The following is a 21996-nucleotide window of genomic DNA, read 5'->3' as shown; positions in this document are numbered from 1 at the left end:
GTTCACCCCCGCTAAACCTCTATATAATAGATGAGTTAATAGACTATCTGGATAATGGATAATCTATTAACTCACGTCAACACTTATTCACCTATTTCCGTTCGAATGGCTTTCAACCTTCTCATCACATCATTTTGACCACGACCAAAATAATCATGAAGGGTAAGATATTCTTCGTATAACTTATCATACATCTCAACATTTTCTGGAATAGGATCAATGGTTGTATCCTTTACTTTTGCCATATTTTGAGCAGCGTCGATTAATGAATCATATCCGCCATTTTGTTCTCCAGCTGCCACAGCCCCAAACATCGCAGCACCAACAGCAGGTGTTTGTTTAGAATCTGCTATTTTAATTGATCGATTGGTTACATCAGCATAAATTTGCATTAACAATTTATTGTTTTGCGGCAATCCACCACAAGCATATATTTCATGAATGGGAACACCGTCATGATGAAACGCATCAATAATTTTTCGTGTTCCAAAGGCTGTTGCTTCTAACAAAGCGCGGAATATCTCTTCCGGTTTCGTTTGAAGGGTAGCGCCCACAAGTAGTCCCGTTAAGTTTGTATCAACAAGGACAGACCGATTCCCGTTCCACCAGTCTAAAGCGAGCAGTCCAGTTTCCCCTGGTTTATAGTTAGCCGCTTTTTCCTCCAACCACTGATAAACAGAAATCCCTTCCTCCTGTGCTGCCCTTTCGACATATCCTGGTACACTGTGTTTTACATACCACGCAAAGATATCACCACCAGCAGACTGACCTGCTTCATAACCATAAAGTCCAGGGATAATGCCGTCTTCTACAACTCCACACATACCTTCAACTTCTACTTCCTCTTCCCCTAATAACATGTGACAGATTGAAGTGCCCATTGCCATCACAAGTTTGCCAGGTTCCACAACTCCTACACCTGGAACAGAAGCGTGCGCATCAATAATCGGAACGGCCACAGCAGTTCCAGCCTTTAACCCTACTAGTTTCGCCATTTCCCCCGTAAGTTCCCCTGCCTTGGAACCTAAAGGCACAACATCTCCCCGCAGCTTTGTTTCAGCTAACCGCTCTAAGCGAGGATCTAAATCCTTCAAAAAGTCATGACTTGGATATCCGTCTTGTTTATGCCACAAGCCTTTATAACCAGCTGCACAACTGTTTCTTATAAAATTATTTGTTAGTTGCAATGTCACCCAGTCGGAAGCTTCAATAAACCGATCCGCTTCCTCGTAAACCTTAGGGCTTTCGTCTAATGTTTGCCAAACTTTTGGCAACATCCACTCAGATGAAATCTTCCCACCATAACGGGCAAGAAACTTTTCTCCGCGTTTCTCCGCTGCTTCGTTTACTTTTGTCGCTTCATCTTGTGAAGCATGATGCTTCCATAATTTAACCCAGCTATGTGGTTCATCTTGCCACTTTGGATCAAAGCAAAGCGGAGTACCATTCTCGTCAATTGGCAACATGGTGCAGGCTGTAAAATCAATTCCGATTCCAATAATATCTTCCGGACTTACACCAGACTCCTTTACTACTGCAGGCACAGACTGTCTCAATACATCTATGTAGTCAGTTGGATGTTGAAGCGCCCACTCAAACCCTAATTCAACATTTGTACCTGGTAGCGTATCTTCGATCACTCCATGTTTATATGGTGTAACATGGTCCACAATTTCTTCACCATTATCTAATGAGACGAGGACAGCACGACCGGATTCTGTTCCGTAATCCACACCAATAGCATACTTTTTAGACATTCCCCTTCCCTCCCCTTTTTTGTGTTTAATTAACATTTGTTACGGCTGAATGACTTCCACTTTTCGTTTCTGAATTTCATCTACATCCTTTGCTCCTACCTTACGATCTGTAATAACATAATCCACTTTATCTAACGAGTTGATTAACGAAAAAGATTGGACGGCAAATTTTGAATGATCAACCATAACGTATACCTTTTCGGAAATATCGCACATTTTTTTCTTAATGCGCGCCTGGTCATCACTTGATTCACTGATACCATGCTGCAAATGTAATCCTTTACACGAAATAAAACCTTTATCAACGTGGTAATTTTTTAAATTATCTTCTGTTAAAGGTCCAACATAGGATAGTGAACGTTGAGTGACAATCCCCCCCGTTGAAATAACGGTCACATTCGACTTTCCGCTTAACTCAATCGCTACTTTAATAGAGTTCGTTAAAACGGTGATGGAGATATTCGGCAGCTCCTTCGCCATAAACAAAGCTGTCGAGCTGGCATCGAGAATAATTTTATCCCCTTCGTTAACTAAGTTCGCCGCAATCGTTGCTATATCGCGTTTCTCCTTTACATTCGTTACTTCTCTTTCTGTATAAGGGGTTTCATATGACTCTTGGTCAGAGGCAATGGAAACGGCACCACCGTGACTTCTTTTCAATCTGCGGTCATTTTCCAACTTTTCTAAGTCACGGCGTATCGTTTCTTCTGTAACAGAAAATAAACGACTTAATTCAGACACGCGAATACTTTTCCTTTTATTCACAAGCTCTACAATCCTTTGATGTCTTTCAGCAACTAGCATTGTTATCCTCTCTTTCTACCTAACAAACCAATATCGTTGTTCGTGTTCAATTATTTTGTTCGTCCCTTATCGTGTAAAGGCTGCAGGTACTCCACCATCTACAGTGACCATACATCCAGTTGTTTTCGATGCTTTTGAAGAAGCTAAAAACGCAATCGAATCCGCAATATCTTCAGGTAAAATATTAACATTGAGAATCGTTCTCTTACGGTAATGGTCCTCTAATTGATCAGGGTCAATACCGTAGGAAGCAGCTCTTTCTTCCTTCCATTTAGAATCCCAAATAGCTGATCCTCTTATGACCGCATCAGGTAAAACAGTATTTACCCGGATACCGTGTGGGCCACCATCGGCTGCAATTGTTCTTGCCAAATGCACTTCTGCTGCTTTCGCTGTGCTGTAGGCTGCTGCATTTTTTCCAGCATAAATGGAATTTTTCGAACCAACAAATACCATATTTCCACCAATGTTTTGGTTTTTCATTAACTTAAACACTTCTCTGGCCACTAGAAAATACCCAGTTACTAATACATTAACATTTAAATTCCAAGCATCAAGTGTCGTTTCATCAAATGGACTGGAACTCGCCAAGCCAGCATTATTGACTAAAATATCGATTCCACCATATTCTAATACTGCTTCATTTATCGCATCAGCCACTTCCTCTTCCTTCGTTACATCCATTTTAATAGCAACGGCTCGATGCTCCCCATATTTTTCATTGATTTCATTCGCTAGTTTTTCTGCACCTTCTAAATTAATGTCGGCAACAACAACGTGTGCGCCATCCTCTACTAAACGATAGCATGTTGCACTACCAATTCCACCAGCTCCTCCCGTAACAAACGCTACGTGGCGAGAGAACTCTGCTTCTGGTGGAGCTAAACTAAGCTTATAAAGCTCAAGTGGCCAATACTCAACCGCAAACGCCTCTGCCTCACTCAATGATATAAAGTTGCCGAGAACCGTTGAACCTCTCATAACTGCAATCGCTCGATGGTACAACGCTTCGCTTACCTTAGCCGCAAACCAGTTCTTCCCTGTATTGATCATTCCAATTCCAGGAATTAAAATAACTCTCGGTGCCCGTTCGGCTATTGTATCTCCTTCTGATTTATTGCGGTTAAAGTACTCCTCATACTCTTGCTCAAATGTTTCGATTCCTGATTTCACACTTTCTATTAAACTATCAACACTTTGGCTACGAGGATCCCAATCTATAAATAATGGTACACGTTTCGTGTGAACTAGATGGTCAGGACAGGCAGCTCCAATTCCAACAAGTGATGAAGCATCCACACTATTTACAAACTGCAAAACATCTTCACTGTCATCATGGGTAACGATCATTTTCTTATTTTTACTCACTTCACCTCGAACGACAGGAAGAACTTTCGCTAGTACTTCCTTACGTTGTTCTGTAGCAATAGATTCGTATTTGTTACCACCGAATAATGTATGCCCTTTAGATTTCGCTTCAATATAGTCTTCTGCCTCTTGAATAATGTTTATCGTATTCTCGTAACATTCTTTTGACGTTTCTCCCCATGTAACTAGCCCGTGCTTTTCCATTATGACTAATTCAGCTTGAGGATTTTGTTTCACACCTTCTGCAATCATTTTCGATAGTTGGAATCCCGGGCGAATATAAGGAACCCACACAAAGCGGTCACCATATACTTCTTTTGCAATTTCTTTTCCATTATCCGCACATGCAATACTAATAATGGCATCTGGATGTGTATGGTCAACGTGTTTAAACGGAAGGAAAGCATGTAATAACGTTTCAATTGAAGATCTAGGATGTTTTGAATCAATCATTGTATGTGCTAAATAGCTGACCATTTCTTCATCTGACATATCTTCTCTTTCAACTAACGGTCTTATATCCGTTAAGTTCAGGCCTGTAAAGTTCTTCTCCTTCATCGTAGCAAGGTCAGAGCCACTACCTTTCACCCACATCACTTCAATATCTCGACCTCTAAAATCCTTTTCAACGGTTTTGGCTGACGTATTACCTCCGCCAAAGTTTGCCACAGAGCGGTCAGACCCTAATAAATTCGATCTATACACCAATTGTTGTAAAGCGTTTTCAAAATTGTCTCCTCGTTCATCCCATCGATTCTGTACCATAGTTAGTTTTTTCCCCTTTCGTTTATGTTTGATTACATCATAACACGTTCTTTTACATTTTTGAATTGTTTTGTTTAACTTTATTTGTTTTTGTTTAAACAAAAAATATCGTTATTCATAGTTCCACTAATGTTTGATTTTTCCACACTTTATTATAAACTGTTATCGATAACAATCACTTCATGAACTATGCCCAATTGTAAGAACCTTACTTTACTTACAATTTATGCGAATTATCCGGTGTTAATATAATTTCTAGTAGTCTTTTAGAACGTTATAGACAAATTGTTATCGATAACATAGAATAAAAGTATCCAATTACGTCACAGACTCGCTAACTGTTTGTGATTGCATGAAGGGAAGATGAAGATGGCCACCATATATGATGTCGCAAAAAAAGCAAACGTATCAGCCATGACAGTTTCGAGAGTAATTAATAACCATCCATCTATTAAAGAAGAAACACGTAAACGTGTTGAAAAAGCGATTAAAGAATTAGACTATATACCGAACCGTTCAGCTCAAAGCTTAATATCGAAGGACTCAAAGTTGTTGTCCCTCATTGTGACTGATGTTTCGAACCCCTTTTTTACGAGTATTGCAAGAGGGGCCGAAGACAAGGCACATGAAGAAGGGTTTCAACTCGTATTTAGCAATACAGATGAAAATATTGAAAAAGAATCATCATATATCAAATCCGCTGTATCTAGAGGGATCGATGGCATGCTCCTCACTCCGGCTGGTGATGCCTCAACGAAAAACGTTGAAGCATTAACGAGACATCATATTCCTTTTGTCCTTATTGACCGGGATGTAGAAGCTATTGATACTGATATCGTTATTGGTGATAATGTGGATGGTACGAATAAACTGCTAAACCATTTATACGAATTAGGTCACGAACGAATCGGCTTCGTTACAGGACCGGCTACGGTCTCCAATGTTCGGGAGCGTGAGGGAGCTTACGTTGACTTTTTAAAGAAACATCAGTTGCCGATAAATGAAAACTGGATGTTCCGGACTGATTTAAGAAAAGTGAAAACATCTACTTATATTAAAACGTTACTCACAATGCCAAAAGAATCACAACCAACCGCTATCTATTGTTCCAGTAACTTTTTAGCCGTTGATTTAGTAAATAACTTACATGTATTCGGCATCAGGGTTCCCGATGACATTTCGGTTGTATGTTACGACGATCCCCATCCAATGCCTCTACACAACTCATTTTTCACCGTTGTAAATCAGCCTGCTTATCAATTCGGCTACAAAGGAATGGAGATGCTAATTAACCGCATCGAAAACAAAGAGGCAAAACAGAGTCAAAAAATTATCTATTTACCAGAACTGATCATTCGTCGATCATCAAAAAATCTTAACTATGATTCATGACATAAAAAAGGGTCTGCTAGTATACTAGAGACCCTTTTTCTCTGTTTATATCTTTATTTATATAACGGACCAAAGTTTTGACACGCTCGGAAATCTGCACCTTCAGGATCCCTCGTACCAAACATTCCCCATGCACTCGGTCTAAAGATATTTTCCTCAGGAACATTATGCATGTTCACCGGGATACGTAAAATGGACGCGAGTGTAATTAAGTCAGCTCCGATATGGCCATAACTCATCACACAGTGATTAGCTCCCCATGAATTCATGACAGAATATACATCACGGAACACTCCTTCACCTGTAATGTTAGGAACAAACCAAGTCGTCGGCCAAGTTGGATTTGTCCGCACATCAAGTGTGTCATGGACTTCTTCAGGCAAGTCTACTGTATACCCTTCAGCTATTTGTAGTGCAGGGCCGAGTCCTTTCACTAAGTTAATTCTAGCAATGGTCACAGGCATATTTCCCTTTGTTAAGAAGTCACTGGACCAACCTCCTCCACGGAAGTACTCTGTTGATGCAGGTCTCCACAACGTCTCATCAAGGCATTTTTGAACCTCATCATCGGTAATTTCCCAAAACGGTTTAATCGCCGGCTTTCCATCTACCGTTTGTTGTCCTGTACCATCTAATGCTGCAGGACCGGAATTAATCAAATGAATAAAGCCTTGTTCTGCTAACCCTTTTGGATTATGTCCAGTTACGCGTTCTACAGCCTCTGGACTCCAATATGTTCGAACATCAGCAAACACTTGAGCCGTATTTGTCAGCAAATGACCGAATAGCATTGTCACACCATTTAAACTATCATTTTCCGTCGCAACAATATACGGTGCCCGCTTCCCATTCCAATCAAATGATGTATTTAATATCGCCTCCATAAAATCTCCGTTAGGAAAGTGATCTGTCCACTGACGTTGCCCTTGGAATCCACCAGCAATTGCGTTACGACCTAACGCTTCTTCTTCAAAGCCTATTTCGGCTAACTTTTCGTTACCGACCATCAGGTCACGGGCAATTAATGTCATTTTTACGCTTGTTTCCCAATCATGGTCCAGTTGAGCACGGGTACGCTTAAATCCTTCAGCATTATCATCTGGACCTTCTTTACAATTTTCCTTCACCCAGCTCATTGCCTTTTCAAACTCGTCTTGGTCATATATGTCTTCATTAAGTCTTCTAATAAATTCAGACATATCAACATACTCATTGCGCATCCCTAAATATTCCTGGAAAAAGTCTTCCGTTACAACACTTCCGGCAATTCCCATGGAAACAGAACCCATAGAAAGATAAGACTTCCCTTTCATCATGGCAGCAGCTAAACCCGCTTTCGTAAACCGTAAAATTTTCTCCTGTACGTCCTCAGGGATCGACGTGTCATGTAAATCTTGCACATCTTTCCCATAAATTCCGAATGCAGGCAATCCTTTTTGGTTATGGGCTGCTAGTACGGCTGCTAAGTAAACAGCACCTGGGCGGTCCGTACCGTTAAATCCCCATACCGCTTTCGGAATTGTCGGATTCATATCCATCGTTTCGGCCCCATAGCACCAGCAAGGTGTCACAGTTAAAGAAACACCGACACCTTCACGCTCGAACTTTTCAGCAGTTTGTGCCGCTTCAGCCACTCCACCAATACAAGTGTCGGCGATGACACATTCAACAGGTTCCCCATTATAATATTTCACATTCTCTTCTATGAATGTTGCAACGGATTTTGCCATATTCATAGTTGTCTCTTCTAGTGATTCACGAACGCCCTTTCTTCGGCCATCGATTGCCGGTCGAATTCCAATTTTAGGTAATTGCCCATAAAATCTATTATCTTGTGCCATTTTCAAGTTCCTCCCTTATAATCGTTTTACAAATTGTTGGTAAGCATCTTGCCAACTTGCTTGGTCGTTCGGCTCGTATACATTTGTTGTAATCGAACGATTAATGACTTCATTTGCCTGTTCATAATCTTTAATTTCACCAAGTGCCATAAATTGGCCTACCGCATTGCCGATAGATGTTGCTTCGACAGGACCTGCTACAACTTTCCGCTGGGTTGCATTCGCTATGAATTGGCATAACACTTGATTTTGAATTCCACCACCGCCCATATATATAGTTTGAATAGACTTATCTGTCATAGATTCCAAGTTTTCGATCACCCATCTATATTTCAAAGCAAGACTTTCTAATATACAGCGTAAAAAGTCTCCCTTCGTAATAGGTGGAGATTGGCCTGTTTCTCTACAAAACTTCGCAATTTGCTCCGTCATACTTAGAGGATTTAAAAATTGCGTGTCATCTGGATTAATAAAACGTTGGAACGGTTTCGCTTCGTTTACTAAACGGTTTTCTTCTTCATAGGATATGGAAGTTCCTTCCTTATCCCATACCGCTTTACAACGCTGGATGAGCCATAGCCCCATACTATTTTTCATTAATCGATATTTACCATCCATTGTTCCTTCATTCGTAAACCCAGACTGAAAGGCTTCCTCGGTGACGACTGGTTTGTCGACTTTAATCCCTAATAAAATCCACGTTCCACAGCTCATAAACACGGCGTTTTGATCATTAGCCGGGATTCTCGCAAAAGCACAGGCGGTATCATGCCCAGCGCCAGCAATGACTTTTACGGGATGAATATGGAGCTCATCATTAATGGCCGACATTGTCGGTCCAACAATTGTACCTGGTTTCACTACAGGTGCCATCATGTCGGACGGTATATTCAACATATTCATAAGTTCCGTATCCCAATTTTTTTGTTCAATATTGTACATAGACGTTGTTGTACTAATTGTATACTCGTTAAATTTTTCACCGGAAAATAAATAACTTACCAGGTTAGGAGTTAAAAGTAACGTTTCCGTATGTTCCAGTAAGTGTGGTTGTCGTTCTTGAATGGCCACCAATTGACAAATTGTGTTTATTGGAGCAGGCTCAATTCCGGAACGTTGAAACCATTCTTTTTTCGTTACCTTTTTTAACACCTTCTCCATACCGGAAAACGTTTGGTTATCCCTGTATGAATAAGGATTTCCTAATAATTCTCCACTCGATGAAATAAGGCCGAAATCAACACCCCAAGTATCAATTGCCATACTTTCAATATCGTTATGACCCATTTTCACACTTTTGGAGATACCCCGTTTCATCTCTTGAAAAATGTTCAATAAGTCCCAATGGTAATGGTTCGTAATAAAGACAGGATGATTAGAAAAACGATGTACTTCTTCGGTATGTATTTGTTGACCATCAAAGGAAGCTAGCATCAACCTGCCACTGGATGCCCCTAAATCAAATGCCCATACTTTTTTCATCACAATAACACCTCAGTATAATCGTCATTTCGAGTCTTTTAATAGTTTTTGACGATACTGCTCTGACGATAAATTACGTAAATCATCGCACTCTTCCTCCGTTAGTACTCTTGGTGTACCTACTGTACAACTGATCGTATAAACTTTTGCAGACTCTTCTGTTAGTTGCATGAAAAAGAATGCTTCTTTCATCGTTTTTCCAACCGTTAATACACCGTGGTTGCGCATGACAACGACATCATGTTCTTCTATCACATCACTAACAGCATCTGCCAACACATGAGTGGTTGGTATCATATAGTCTAAATAAGCAACACTTTTCACCATTGCCGGAAAATCCGGAAATAAGTTGGGAATCTTTTGACCTGTGGAAGATACCCCGACTGAATAACTAGGATGAGCGTGAAGAACTGCAGTAATATCTGGACGTTTCCTAAAGCACTCGAGGTGCATTAAAATCTCTGAAGAAGGCTTTAAATCATCTAACACTTCTCCTGTCGGAATATCTACTCGAACCCACTGGTGATCCTCGATTTCCTTTAAATCAAAACCACTTGGAGATAAATACATAATGTCCCCACTTCTCATACTTAAGTTTCCACCTGCTCCTACGACAAGTCCTGTGTCCACGATTTTATGAGCGTATTTTTCCAAATCTTTCTTGACGTCTGTCATATAATCCCTCCTTTATTCGTTAAAATTTTATTTAAATAGGTTCAGATACAGGTCTCATAAACAATTCGATTACGCGACTTTTTGGTGACTGTTTTAAGATAAACATGACCGCCTCTAACACATCTTTCGCATCTAAAAATTGTTCTAAATTAGGATCATCTGGTGTTCGACCTGTTCCCATTGCAAAATTCGTATTGATTCCTCCTGGACAGAGGCTGCTTACTTTAATGCCAAACTCACGTACTTCATGGTCTAAAGCTTGCGCAAACCCTACTTGAGCAAATTTGGAAGCACAATAAACGGTTTCGTTTGGTAATCCTTTTTTACCCGCAACTGATGCAACATTGAGGATATGACCATACTTCTGTTCTTTCATAAACGGGAGTACACCTTTTGAGAAGAGGAATGTACTTCTCATGTTGCTATCCATCATCGCATCGTAGTCACCAATGTCGAGGTCATCCAATTTTCCGTATCTTCCAATGCCGGCATTGTTAATTAACATGTCGACTCTTCCGTGTTTCTCCTTTACAGCATCCATTGTCTTATGTAATGTTTCCTCTTTCGAAACATCACCAGCAATTCGATAAAGGTTCGTCCCGTTCTCTTGACGTATTTCACTCGTTTCTTCATGTAAACGATCTAAATCTTCTTCACTTCTTGTCACTGCAAAAACATGTACCCCCGAAGATAAAAGTTCCTTTGCAACTTCTTTCCCGACACCTTTTCCTGCTCCCGTTACTATAGCTATTTGATTTTGTAAGGACATGAACTTATTCTCCTTTCAATAGTAAAATGCGAAAATACTTCATGGTTAAACATATAACCATTCTATTAGTATTCCTTGCTCATCAGAAACAATAATAGAATGGTAGGAGGCTGCTACATAGCAACCTCCTCCTCATTTTTTATTCATAAAGTACAGCTTGAATTTCATCATCATCGATATTGCTTTGATCATAATAGAAGAATCCAGTATCAATGACTTCTGGTACATCTTTACCGTTAATAGCATCAACAGCAGCTTTTACTGTTTCATACCCGATACCGATAGGATTCTGTGTAATCGCTCCTGCCATTACGCCATCCTTAATAGCATCAATTTGTTGCTTACCTGAATCAAATCCAACAATCGTAACTTCGCCCTCTTTACCTGCTTCACGAACCGCGTTTACAACACCAATTGCTGATCCTTCGTTAGAACCGAAGAAACCGTCAAGATCTGGATGCGCTTGCATAATGGTTTTTGCAAGGTCAGTCGATTTCAAGTGGTCCCCACCACCATATTGAACGTCAACAATTTCAATGTTTGGATATTTCTCTTCCATTTGCTCTAAAAATCCGTCACGACGGTCAACACCCGTAACACTCGTTTGGTCGTGAACGATTAATGCCACTTTTCCTTCTTCGCCAATTAACTCTGCCATTTTATCGGCCGCTAGAGCAGAAGCTGCTTTGTTGTCTGTAGCTGCAGTTGTAATTGGTAAGTCACCATCTACACCAGAGTCAAAGGCTACAATAGGAATGCCTGCATCCGCTGCTCCTTGTAGAACAGGGATCGCTGCTTGGCTGTCTAATGCCGCAAATCCAAGTGCATCTGGATCTTTATCCAAGGCTGCCTTTAGCATATCCATTTGTTTATCAACTTGTGCCTCTGTTTCAGGACCTTCAAACGTAATTTCAACATCAAACTCTTCAGCCGCTTGTTCCGCACCTTGTTTTACTGCTTGCCAAAACTGGTGTTGGAATCCTTTTGAGACGATTGGAATGTAAAGCTTATCAGGATCTCTTTCCTCATCCGAAGATGTCTCTTCTTCGCCACAGGCTGCCAGCATCACTGCAACGATTGAAAAAGTAAGTAACATTAATAAAAACTTTCTCACATTCATTTCCCCCTTTATTTTGTGAAAAATTGTATTGAACTCCTAACGGAGATAATACCGAAATGATTAAGCTGTTTGACGACGACGTAAGATATCTGCATAAACAGCAAAGATGATGACAATACCTACAACAACCGTTTGCCACTCTTGAGGTACAGACAGGATTCGTAACCCATTCGTAAGAACACTCATGATCAGAGCACCAATGACGGTTCCTACCATGGTCCCTTTTCCTCCACTTAATGAAGTTCCCCCGATTACGACTGCCGCAATTGCTTCCAATTCATATCCCATCCCTAAACCGGGCTGGGCAGAGTTTAATCGAGATGCCATAAGTACACCTGCTACACCTGTAAATAAGCCGGCAATTGTATATATGATAACTTTCCATCGGTCCACATTGACCCCAGATAGACGTGTTGCTTCTTCATTACTGCCAATTGCAAATGTATAACGGCCAATTACCGTTTTCGATAAAATAATGGAACCAAATATCGCCATGAAGAAAAAGATTAAAACAGCGTTCGGGATTTTAAGCCCTGGAATGATAGAACCTAGTGCAATTTCGGAAAATCCTGGTGTGTCAGAAAAATAGATTGGTCTCGTACCAGATATAACGAGGGCTAACCCTTTTGCAATCATCATCATCGCGAGTGTTGCAATAAAGGATGGTATTTTCATTTTTGCCACCGCTAAACCAGATAAGCAGCCTGCAAGTGCCCCTGTTAAAATTCCTAGTAACACCCCTAACGGAGTAGGCAATCCCCACGTTACGACAAAGACTGCCGTCATTACGGAACATAACGTCATTGCTGTACCAACAGAAAGGTCAATACCAGCCGTTATAATGACGAATGTTACACCAAGAGCTAAAATTCCGATGACTGAAGTTGAGAGTAGAATACTTACGATGTTAGAAAACTGAAAGAAGTTTGGTGAGGCGATTGAAAAAAAGATAAGTAAAACAATTAAACTCGCAAATGCTAAAAGTTGTTGGATTGCCCCTGATTTTATTGGTAATTTAAAAGGTTTCTTCTCCACCTTGGAACCGTTTGTTTCTGGCTTCATGCTTTTCCCCCCATTTTGTCTGTTAAAAACTTATTTAATTCGTTGTGTAGCGTATGTCATAATAGCCTCTTGTGATGCTTCTTGACTGGATAGTTCTCCTGTGACTCTCCCTTCACACATCACCATAATACGATGGCTCATTCTGAGAACCTCAGGTAGTTCCGAAGAGATCATAATTACAGATTTGCCTTCGTCTACTAATTTATTAATCAGTTTATAAATTTCACCTTTCGCACCAACATCAATTCCTCTCGTTGGTTCATCAAATATTAAAATTTCACTATCCCTTGTTAACCACTTGCCGATGACAACTTTTTGCTGGTTTCCCCCTGAAAGAAGTCGAACCTCTTGGTTAATACTCGGCGTTTTCACCTTTAACGCGTCGACCATTTCTTTTGATTGCTCTCTAATGCGCTTATCATTCGCCCAACCCGTTTTTCTGAGGAACGATTTTAAAGAAGCTAGCGCAATATTTGATTTTACGTCCATATTCACCATAAGACCAAAACGTTTTCGATCCTCTGAAATGTAACCGATTCCATTTTCCACCGCATCATTTGGCGAATTAATGTTCGTTTTTTCACCTTTTATATAAATGTCCATCGAATCGACTGGGTCTGCACCGAAAATGGCACGGGCTACTTCAGTACGCCCTGCCCCCATTAGGCCAGCAAAACCAAGAATCTCACCTTTCCTTAATGTAAAGTTCACATCTTTAAGGAAATTACCCTGGTTTAAGTTTTTTACTTCTAATACGATTTCGTTATCATTTTCTTTCACTTCAGGACTGGAGGATTCATAGATTTGGCGACCTACCATCATTGAAATAATTTCATCTATCGTTGTTTCATCGGTATTCACGGTGCCAATGTATTCTCCATCTCTCATGACGGTTATACGATCGGTGATTTGTTTCAACTCTTCCATTCGGTGTGATATGTACACAATGCCAACGCCGTTTTCCCGTAGCTGATCAATAATGGTAAACAACGTTTCAATCTCTGAGTCTGTTAAAGCAGCTGTCGGTTCATCCATGACCAACACTTTGGAGTTAAAAGAAAGGGCTTTCGCAATTTCGACCATTTGTTGTTTCGCTACAGATAAATTGGAAACATATTCTCTCGGATCAAGATTAATATTCATCCAATCGAACAGTTCCTTCGCTTTATCATTTAATTTCTTCTCGTCTAAAAAAAGATTGAACCCTTTTCGTATTTCCCGACCGATAAAAATGTTTTGGGCAACCGTTAAATCTTGCGCTAAATTTAATTCTTGGTGAATTATACTGATTCCTAAGTTTTGTGCAAATTTTGTATTCGGAATCTCGATCTCATTGCCTTGATAACGTATTACACCTTTATCTTTCTGATAAATACCGGTTAAAATTTTCATTAAAGTGGATTTACCAGCGCCATTTTCACCTACTAACGCATGTATCTCCCCTGATTTCAATTCGAGTTGAGCATTGGACAACGCTTGAACACCAGGGAAACCTTTATAAATCCCTTCCATTCTTAATAAGACATCGCTCATGTGATCACCCTCTTCTGCATGTAATAGGTGTTACATTTTTGTTACCGGTAACAACACTGGGTAAAAAAATATACCTGCACTACAATATAAATTTGATAATCGATATCATTTCGTTTTGTAAGCACTTACAAAAAAAGAAAAAAATAGTTCTTTTTTCCTCGTATTTTATTTGATTATATCGGACATAGCGGACAAAATCAACAGAAATTTTCAACTAATTCAAATAGTTTGTAAATTTGCTTAGAATGACTGTCACATGAGGGTTTTTCCATGAATTAACCTTAAGGAAAGTGAGCCTTGAGGTTGCATTCGATCAACCTCGCTTGCTATGTAAATCACTTAATCTATGATTTATGGGGGCTAATTGTTTATAGGCATCTTGAAAAATGTGAAACAATTCATCATATAATTGGCGATGTTCATTGTTAGGTAAATGACTATCGTCCTTTTTTACCCATTCCTTTGCCACTGAAAGATCTTTAATGACGCCAGCTCCAACGCCTCCGGCAATCGCTGCTCCCATGGAAGTCGTTTCATCCAACAGTTTCGGTACGTGAATTTCAACCCCGTAAATATCGGCTAAAATTTGGCGCCATAATAGGCTTTTCGCTCCCCCACCAAAAAGCCACATATCATTGAAATGGCCGTGGTACTTACGGAAGGTGTCTAATACGACTTTTAAATTCATCGTAATCCCTTCTAATGTAGCTCTCGCTATATCTTCTCTCGTGTGTGTCACGTGAAGTCCAATAAATGATCCTTTCGCCTTTGGATCCCACCACGGTGAGCGTTCACCAAGTAAATAAGGTAAATAAATTAAATTATTAGCGCCAGGTTTCGAGCGTCCCGCTTCCTCATTCATCACATCGTACGTGTTCTTCCTACCACCTACGTTACCGATAACATTTTGATAGATTTGGTCTCTTACCCACTGATAGGATGTCCCTGCCGCTTGCATCGTTCCACAAGGTAAATACTTATTTTCATCAATATGGGCAAACGTAAATGTTTTCATTTCAAGGTCAATCAACGGCTCTGAACTGCATAATGCGATCCATGAAGATGACCCAATATAGTTAAAGATATCCCCATCTTCTACAATACCTGCACCAAGTGCAGCACAACTACCATCTCCACCACCCATTACGACTGGTGTTCCGAATTGTAATCCCGTTTCAGCTGATGCCGTGTTCGTTACTTCTCCAATAACATATGTGGAAGGATATAGGTTCGGCAATTTCTCCCCATCAATCCCCCATGCATCCACAATTTTACTAGACCACTCTTTCTTTGAAAGATCTAATAAATTCATCCCACTAGCGTCTGTATAATCTGTACCGAATTTTCCTGTTAATTTAAAAATTAAATAATCTTTTACATGCAAAAATTTATACGTCTTTTGATAAATGTCAGGCTCATTATGCTTTATCCATACAATTTTCGCACCAGAATAAGATGAGCTTATTCTATGCCCTGTAATTTCATAAATCGTATCAAACCCAAGGCTGTCACTTAAATATTTCGCCTCATCCTCTGCTCGCATATCAGCCCAGATAATAGCATCCCGCAGCAATTGCCCCTTCTGATCGACTGCAACAACACCTTGCATTTGAGCACTAAAGGATATACTTGCGACTTCATTTGCCAATACATTTGCCTGTTGCAACAATTCCTTTGTTGAATGACAAACCGCCTTCCACCAATCATTTGGGTTTTGTTCTGCCCATCCAACTTGTGGATAATTTGTGTTATACCCGTAAAACGTACTTGCGACAACGTCCCCGTCTTTACTAAAAAGGGTCGCTTTATTACCGGTTGTGCCGATATCATGGGCTAATAAAAATGTACTCACACTCATCCCCCTCAATATTAAGAATCTGTTACAACGCCCTTTTTCAAGACGATATTTGCATAAAGAGCACCCTCGCTCGTTGCGACAATGGCATATGCCTTCTTCGCCCGCTCATAAAAAGCAAATCTCTCAATAAATTTAAAGTGTTCAAATTGCGGTTCGTACTTTTGGATAATAGATTGATATTCACCCCAAATCGTTGGTACTGTAGAATCACCTTCTACAACTTCCATAAGCGCTACCGGATCGTCACTAAATGTATCAATAGGAAAAAACTTTAATATCCCATCGAGCAGCTCTTTCGTTCCGTTGCCGTCACTACGAACCAACCGTTGAGCACATGAAGCTGCCGGAAAATTCCCGTCAGCTATAATAAGTTCATCCCCGTGGCCCATCTCTAGTAAAATCTTCATCAATTCTGGAGAAATCACGTTTGGTATGCCTTTTAACATATTCTCTTCCCTCCATTTCTACCTGCGTTACACATTTTGTTCAGCTAATAATAATGCTCCAACAATTCCTGCATTTGACCCTAATTCAGGAGGCACGATATAGGAATGAATGTTTTCCTTCTGTAAAATGGGAAGGTCATAATAGTTTGCATTTAACTTGTAAACTTCTTCATGAATAAGGGAAAAGAGTTGTTTTTGCTGCATGACTCCCCCACCGAGAATCATCTTTTCCGGTGATAATGTGTACATGAAGCTAACTAATCCTTGAGCTATGTAGTATGCTTCCATTTCCCATACTTCGTTTCGATCTTGCAATTGCTCTGCCGACTCTCCCCAACGCTCCTTTATAGCAGGTCCTGAAGCCATTCCTTCTAAACACGAACCGTGAAAAGGACATGTACCCGAAAAGGAGTCATTCGGGTGTTTCACGACACGGACGTGGCCCATTTCCGGATGTGATAAACCTTTTACTGTTTGTCCATTCATGACTGCGCCACCGCCAATGCCAGTGCCAACTGTTAAATACAAACAGGAATCAACATCCTTGGCTGCCCCTAATGTTTTCTCCCCGAGTGCGGCCACATTCACATCCGTATCAATCGCTACCGGAACATGTAAAATTTCCTTTAGCTCTCCGAGCAGATTATAATTTTGCCATTTCACCTTAGGTGTTGTCGTAATAAAACCGTACGTCTCTCGATTTGAATTTAAATCGACTGGACCAAACGTACCGACACCGACTGAAGTTAATTGCTTATTTGCAAAAAACTTCTCCACTTCCCGAATTGTTTCATCTGGCGTCGTAGTAGGGATCGTCTTTTTTTCTACGACTTCCCCATTTTCCTTACCGACGGCAACGACAAATTTTGTTCCTCCTGCTTCAATCGCACCAAATAACATGTCCTTTCCACTCCATTCACTTACAAATTTATTGGTTGATTTTGTTTCATCGATTCAAAACACGCATCCATTGCTTTGGCATGTCGCCATATTTTCTCAGGTGTGTAAGAAGGTGTTTGACCTGTACGTACACTTTCAGAGAAATGCTCAACTTGCAGCTTATATTGGTCACCGAAAACTTGATGTTCTTGAGTGGATCCATCTTCTTTGTGCACAATCACAACTCCATTATGGCCATTTTTGTCTGGTCGAAAGGCATGGGGAACTTCGATTGTCCCTTTTGTCCCAACGACTTCGTACACTGTTCGAAACGTTACATCAAAACTGCTATCAAATACTGCTTCGATTCCGTTTTCTAATTGCATAACTCCTGTAACTGTTGTATCAACTTCGGATCCAGCGCGCTTTTTCCCACGGACAAATACTTCTACTGGCTCACTCCCGGTAATATTACGGATAGAATGTAAAGCATAACAACCTACATCATACAACGTTCCTCCACCTAGTTCAGGGTTTAAACGTATGTTTTCGTCTTCTCCTGGCAAATAAAATGAAAATGAAGAGCGGATAAAGGAAACATCACCAATCTCTCCCTCAGCAATAAATTTTTTCACGAGATCATGTTGGGGATGAAACTGATACATGAAAGCTTCCATAAACTTTACGTTATGTTTTTCACAGGCGTCCACCATCACTTGTACTTCGTCTGCATTAAGCCCTGCCGGCTTTTCTACGAGAACATGCTTTCCATGCTCAGCCGCTTTTACAACCCAATCTTTATGTAAGCTGTTTGGCAATGGGATATAAACGGCATCAACATTCTCGTCTTTCAGTAATTCTTCATAATTCATATAGGCCGTAGGAATTTGAAATGCTTTCGCTACATCGTAAACGTTTTCATTTCTTCCGGCAATTGCTACTACTTCAGCGTTTTCAGCGTTTTCAATAGCAGGGATTAACGCCTTCTGTCCGATCTGTGCTGTACTTAAAATCCCCCATTTTACCTTACTCATATAAATTCCTCCCTTTTATAAAATAAGAGCCCAAAAACCTTTTTGGACTCTTTTCTACCTAACCCTTAACTGACCCTGCTAACAGTCCGCGAACGAAATATTTGCCTAGTATGATATAAACAATCAATGTCGGTAAAGCGGCAATTAAAGCTCCAGCCATTTGAACATTCCATTGTACAATTTGGCTTCCGGATAAGTTTTGCAATGCAACCATGACAGGCTGGTTATTATTCGTCGTAATGGTTACAGCGAACAAAAACTCATTCCAAATATTCGTGAACTGCCAAATGGCTACAACGACAAACCCTGTTACAGATAACGGTAACATGATATGGCGGAATACTTTCAGGAAATTCGCTCCATCAATCTGTGCTGATTCAATCATTTCATCAGGAATGCTAGCATAAAAGTTTCGGAACATTAGCGTTGTAATCGGTATTCCGTATACGACGTGTACTAGAATTAATCCAGCAATGGAATTGTACAATCCAATGTCCCGTAAAAATTGGATAAGTGGAATTAAAATACTTTGGTACGGAATGAACATTCCAAATAATATGAACGTAAATAATGTCTCAGAACCTTTAAATTTCCATTTTGATAGAACGTACCCATTCATCGCGCCTAACAAAGCAGAAAGTAAAGTAGCAGGAATCGCCAAGTAAAAGCTATTTAAGAAGTTTGGTGCCAGTTTCGCAAATGCTAAGCTATAACTACTAAAATCCAAACTAGAAGGTAGTGCCCACATGCTATCTAAAGAAACTTCATCTAGTGGTTTTAAACTTGTCACGATTATAACATAAATTGGCAGAAGAAAGAATATTGCTAATATTGCTAATATAAAGTACTTGAATAGTCTCCCGTATGAAAATGTAGTAGCCATTATGAACTCCCCCTTCTAGCATTCCATAAATAAGGGACAATGAAGATCGCAACAGTTAGCAACATAATAATCGCGATCGCGGCACCATTAGCATAATAGTTTCCCCTAAAGGTCGTTTCAAACATGTAAACCCCAGGTACGTCGGTTACAAAGTTGGCACCAGGTCCTGTCATCGCGTATATGAGATCAAATATTTTTAACGATATGTGGGCCATAATGATGATGACACTAACTGTTATCGGACGTAGTTGTGGAATGACCACTTTCCGGTAAATATAAAGTTCTGATGCTCCATCTATACGAGCAGCCTCTCTTATTTCTTCCGGAATGCCGCGTAAACCGGCCAAGTACATCGCTAAGGCAAATCCGGTCATTTGCCATACCGCAGCGATGACAACAGCTATGATGGCAACAGGTACTCCAAATTCGATTTTCCCCCATTGAAACCCAGCTAAAATATTTGTATCGGTATACCATTTCGGCTGTATTCCGAAGGTTTGCAAAAAGTTGTTAATCCCTGTTGAAGGGTTTAATAACCATTGCCAAACGACACCTGTTACAACAAAAGAGAGCGCCATCGGAAAGAAGAAAATGTTCCGAAAGATCGACTCGCCCTTCAGTTGTTTATCTAATAAAACCGCTAACGTTAATCCTAAAATAATAATGAGTCCAATAAATAAAATCGTAAAAAATAACGTATTCCGTAAATCCGCTTGGAAACGGTAATCTTGGAATAGATAAATGTAGTTTTTCAAACCTGCAAACGATAAATCTTGGACGATCGAATTCCAATTACTAACGGATACGTATCCAGTCCAACCGATAAACCCATATACAAAGATGACAATGAGGAGAAAAGAAGGCATTAAAAATCCAACCGCCATCCATCTGTCTTTTGTCATTTTTGATCCATTTGCTGCTTTCACGCTATTCCCCTCCTGTTCTCGTACGCTATTTTATAAATGAACCCCGTATCACCCATTGTGATACGGGGCTATAAGGGGAGGTTCAACTGTACCCCGAGTTATCATTTATAGTTCTTCAGATGCAGCTACTAGTGAATCGATAAATTGTTCAACATCTTGTTGTGTGACAAGAATGTTAATGGCTTGGTTCAGTTTCGTCACGAAACCTTCAGGTGCTGCTGAACCGTGGGCGATACTAGCTGCCAGTTCATCTTTGTTGAAGTCTTCAATCGTATCTTTTCCGTACTGATCATATTTTGATTGATCCGCATCGACACGAGCCGGAATGGAACCTTTTAATGGATTAAACGTATCTTGACCTTCAACAGAAGCTAATACACTTAAAAAGCTCTTTACATCATCAGGGTTGCTAACACCTTTTGGTAGACCGAACGTATCTGTAATAACCATGAACGTACCGTTTGTACCTGGTGTAGGTACATATCCGAAGTCCTCGTTTGTCACTAAGTTCAAGTCATTAGAGAAATAACCTTTTGCCCAATCACCCATCACGTTCATCGCTACGTCCCCATTCCCTACTAGCTGGGAAGCGTCTTGCCAGTTACGGGAACTATGATCTTCGTTCACATATTCCAGCATTCTGACAAATGTTTCAGCGGCCGCAACAACGCGGTCATCGTCAAAACCAATTTCTTTCGTCCAAAGCTTACCGTAGTCCTCTGCACCAAGTTCCGCTAACAGTACAGTTTCAAATAAGTGGGACGCAGTCCAAGATTCTTTATCACCAAGGGCTAGTGGTGTAACACCAGCTGCTTGTAACTGTTCAGCTACATCAAAAAACTCATCAAAAGTTGTTGGAGGCTCCAGTCCATGCTCCTCAAAAATATGTTTGTTGTACCAAAGCACATTTCCTCTATGGATGTTAACAGGTACAGAATAAATGTTTCCATCTTTACTAACTAGGTCAATCAGTTCTTGTGGAAACTTATCCATTAAGTCTTCTTCTTCGAAAAAGTCATTTAGCGGTTCCATCTTGCCAGCCGCTACCCAACTTTCATTTAATTCAGCACCACCGTGCACTTGGAATGTTGATGGTGGATCGTCACCAGCCATTCTTGTAGCTAATACTGCTTTTGCGTTCGTTCCAGCACCACCGGATACCGCAGCATTTTCTACTTCTATATCTGGATATTGTTCTTGGAATAAGTCAATTAGTGCATTTAAGCCATCCTCTTCACCGGCTCCAGTCCACCAGCTAAAGATTTCCAGTTTTTGTTCATCATCTGAACCACTCGCATTATCACTACATGCTACAGCAAAAACAGCAATAACGAGTAGTAGGATGAAACTCCACAATTTCTTCATTTTTATATCCCCCTTTGACTATTTGGTAACGCTTTCA

Annotated in this window: 18 protein-coding genes; 1 reads left to right on the top strand and 17 read right to left on the bottom strand. The window is 40.3% G+C overall.

Features of this window, described 5'->3' with window-relative positions; genetic code table 11:
- Nucleotides 1-83: 83 nt before the first annotated feature.
- From NLW78_RS12115 to NLW78_RS12105, 3 genes are all read right to left on the bottom strand, one after another.
- Entirely contained in the window at nt 84-1757 is a 1674-nt protein-coding gene (locus NLW78_RS12115) for a ribulokinase (RefSeq protein ID WP_254497411.1), read from the bottom strand.
- 39 nt (nt 1758-1796) lie between these two features.
- Nucleotides 1797-2561, bottom strand: a complete 765-nt coding sequence (locus tag NLW78_RS12110; protein ID WP_254497410.1) for a DeoR/GlpR family DNA-binding transcription regulator — start codon at nt 2559-2561, stop codon at nt 1797-1799.
- 66 nt (nt 2562-2627) lie between these two features.
- A complete protein-coding gene (locus NLW78_RS12105) occupies nt 2628-4694 on the bottom strand; it encodes a bifunctional aldolase/short-chain dehydrogenase (protein WP_254497409.1) in 2067 nt (688 codons plus the stop codon).
- A gap of 369 nt (nt 4695-5063) precedes the next feature.
- On the opposite strand from NLW78_RS12105, the gene NLW78_RS12100 reads away from it, so the two are divergent.
- Complete coding sequence (locus NLW78_RS12100) at nt 5064-6086, top strand: LacI family DNA-binding transcriptional regulator (RefSeq protein ID WP_254497408.1); 1023 nt, start codon at nt 5064-5066, stop codon at nt 6084-6086.
- Between the two features lie 53 nt (nt 6087-6139).
- Here NLW78_RS12100 and NLW78_RS12095 read toward each other — a convergent pair whose 3' ends face one another.
- The 14 genes from NLW78_RS12095 to NLW78_RS12030 form a co-directional block, all read right to left on the bottom strand.
- Nucleotides 6140-7927 (bottom strand): L-fucose isomerase, encoded by a 1788-nt coding sequence (locus tag NLW78_RS12095; protein WP_254497407.1) that lies wholly within the window; start codon nt 7925-7927, stop codon nt 6140-6142.
- 15 nt (nt 7928-7942) lie between these two features.
- Nucleotides 7943-9409: a rhamnulokinase gene (locus tag NLW78_RS12090; RefSeq protein WP_254497406.1), complete on the bottom strand. Its 1467-nt coding sequence runs from the start codon at nt 9407-9409 to the stop codon at nt 7943-7945.
- 24 nt (nt 9410-9433) lie between these two features.
- On the bottom strand, nt 9434-10084 hold the full coding sequence (locus NLW78_RS12085; RefSeq protein ID WP_254497405.1) for a class II aldolase/adducin family protein: 651 nt from the start codon (nt 10082-10084) through the stop codon (nt 9434-9436).
- A gap of 31 nt (nt 10085-10115) precedes the next feature.
- A complete protein-coding gene (locus NLW78_RS12080) occupies nt 10116-10853 on the bottom strand; it encodes an SDR family oxidoreductase (RefSeq protein WP_254497404.1) in 738 nt (245 codons plus the stop codon).
- Between the two features lie 139 nt (nt 10854-10992).
- Nucleotides 10993-11919: an ABC transporter substrate-binding protein gene (locus NLW78_RS12075; protein ID WP_437181976.1), complete on the bottom strand. Its 927-nt coding sequence runs from the start codon at nt 11917-11919 to the stop codon at nt 10993-10995.
- A gap of 114 nt (nt 11920-12033) precedes the next feature.
- Nucleotides 12034-13035 carry an ABC transporter permease gene (locus NLW78_RS12070; protein WP_254497402.1) on the bottom strand — a complete coding sequence of 334 codons (1002 nt, stop codon included), beginning with the start codon at nt 13033-13035 and terminating at the stop codon, nt 12034-12036.
- A gap of 30 nt (nt 13036-13065) precedes the next feature.
- Nucleotides 13066-14568: a sugar ABC transporter ATP-binding protein gene (locus NLW78_RS12065; RefSeq protein WP_254497401.1), complete on the bottom strand. Its 1503-nt coding sequence runs from the start codon at nt 14566-14568 to the stop codon at nt 13066-13068.
- Between the two features lie 313 nt (nt 14569-14881).
- A complete protein-coding gene (gene xylB, locus NLW78_RS12060; protein WP_437181971.1) occupies nt 14882-16420 on the bottom strand; it encodes a xylulokinase in 1539 nt (512 codons plus the stop codon).
- 17 nt (nt 16421-16437) lie between these two features.
- The gene (locus tag NLW78_RS12055; RefSeq protein WP_254497399.1) at nt 16438-16872 is read right to left on the bottom strand and encodes an RbsD/FucU family protein; all 435 of its coding nucleotides are present in this window, start codon (nt 16870-16872) and stop codon (nt 16438-16440) included.
- A 27-nt stretch (nt 16873-16899) separates the two neighbouring features.
- The gene (locus tag NLW78_RS12050) at nt 16900-17772 is read right to left on the bottom strand and encodes an ROK family protein (RefSeq protein WP_254497398.1); all 873 of its coding nucleotides are present in this window, start codon (nt 17770-17772) and stop codon (nt 16900-16902) included.
- A 20-nt stretch (nt 17773-17792) separates the two neighbouring features.
- Nucleotides 17793-18785: a Gfo/Idh/MocA family protein gene (locus tag NLW78_RS12045; RefSeq protein ID WP_254497397.1), complete on the bottom strand. Its 993-nt coding sequence runs from the start codon at nt 18783-18785 to the stop codon at nt 17793-17795.
- A 58-nt stretch (nt 18786-18843) separates the two neighbouring features.
- Nucleotides 18844-19668 (bottom strand): carbohydrate ABC transporter permease, encoded by an 825-nt coding sequence (locus NLW78_RS12040; protein ID WP_254497396.1) that lies wholly within the window; start codon nt 19666-19668, stop codon nt 18844-18846.
- On the bottom strand, nt 19668-20570 hold the full coding sequence (locus tag NLW78_RS12035; protein WP_254497641.1) for a carbohydrate ABC transporter permease: 903 nt from the start codon (nt 20568-20570) through the stop codon (nt 19668-19670). Before NLW78_RS12035 ends, NLW78_RS12040 begins: the two co-directional genes overlap by 1 nt.
- Nucleotides 20571-20699: 129 nt before the next feature.
- On the bottom strand, nt 20700-21959 hold the full coding sequence (locus NLW78_RS12030) for an ABC transporter substrate-binding protein (protein WP_254497395.1): 1260 nt from the start codon (nt 21957-21959) through the stop codon (nt 20700-20702).
- Between the last annotated feature and the right edge of the window lie 37 nt (nt 21960-21996).

The sequence above is a fragment of the Salirhabdus salicampi genome, assembly GCF_024259515.1.
Taxonomy (GTDB): domain Bacteria; phylum Bacillota; class Bacilli; order Bacillales; family Alkalibacillaceae; genus Salirhabdus_A; species Salirhabdus_A salicampi.
The sequence above is the reverse complement of the archived record's forward strand: the minus strand, read 5'-3'. Positions and strand labels throughout refer to the sequence as shown.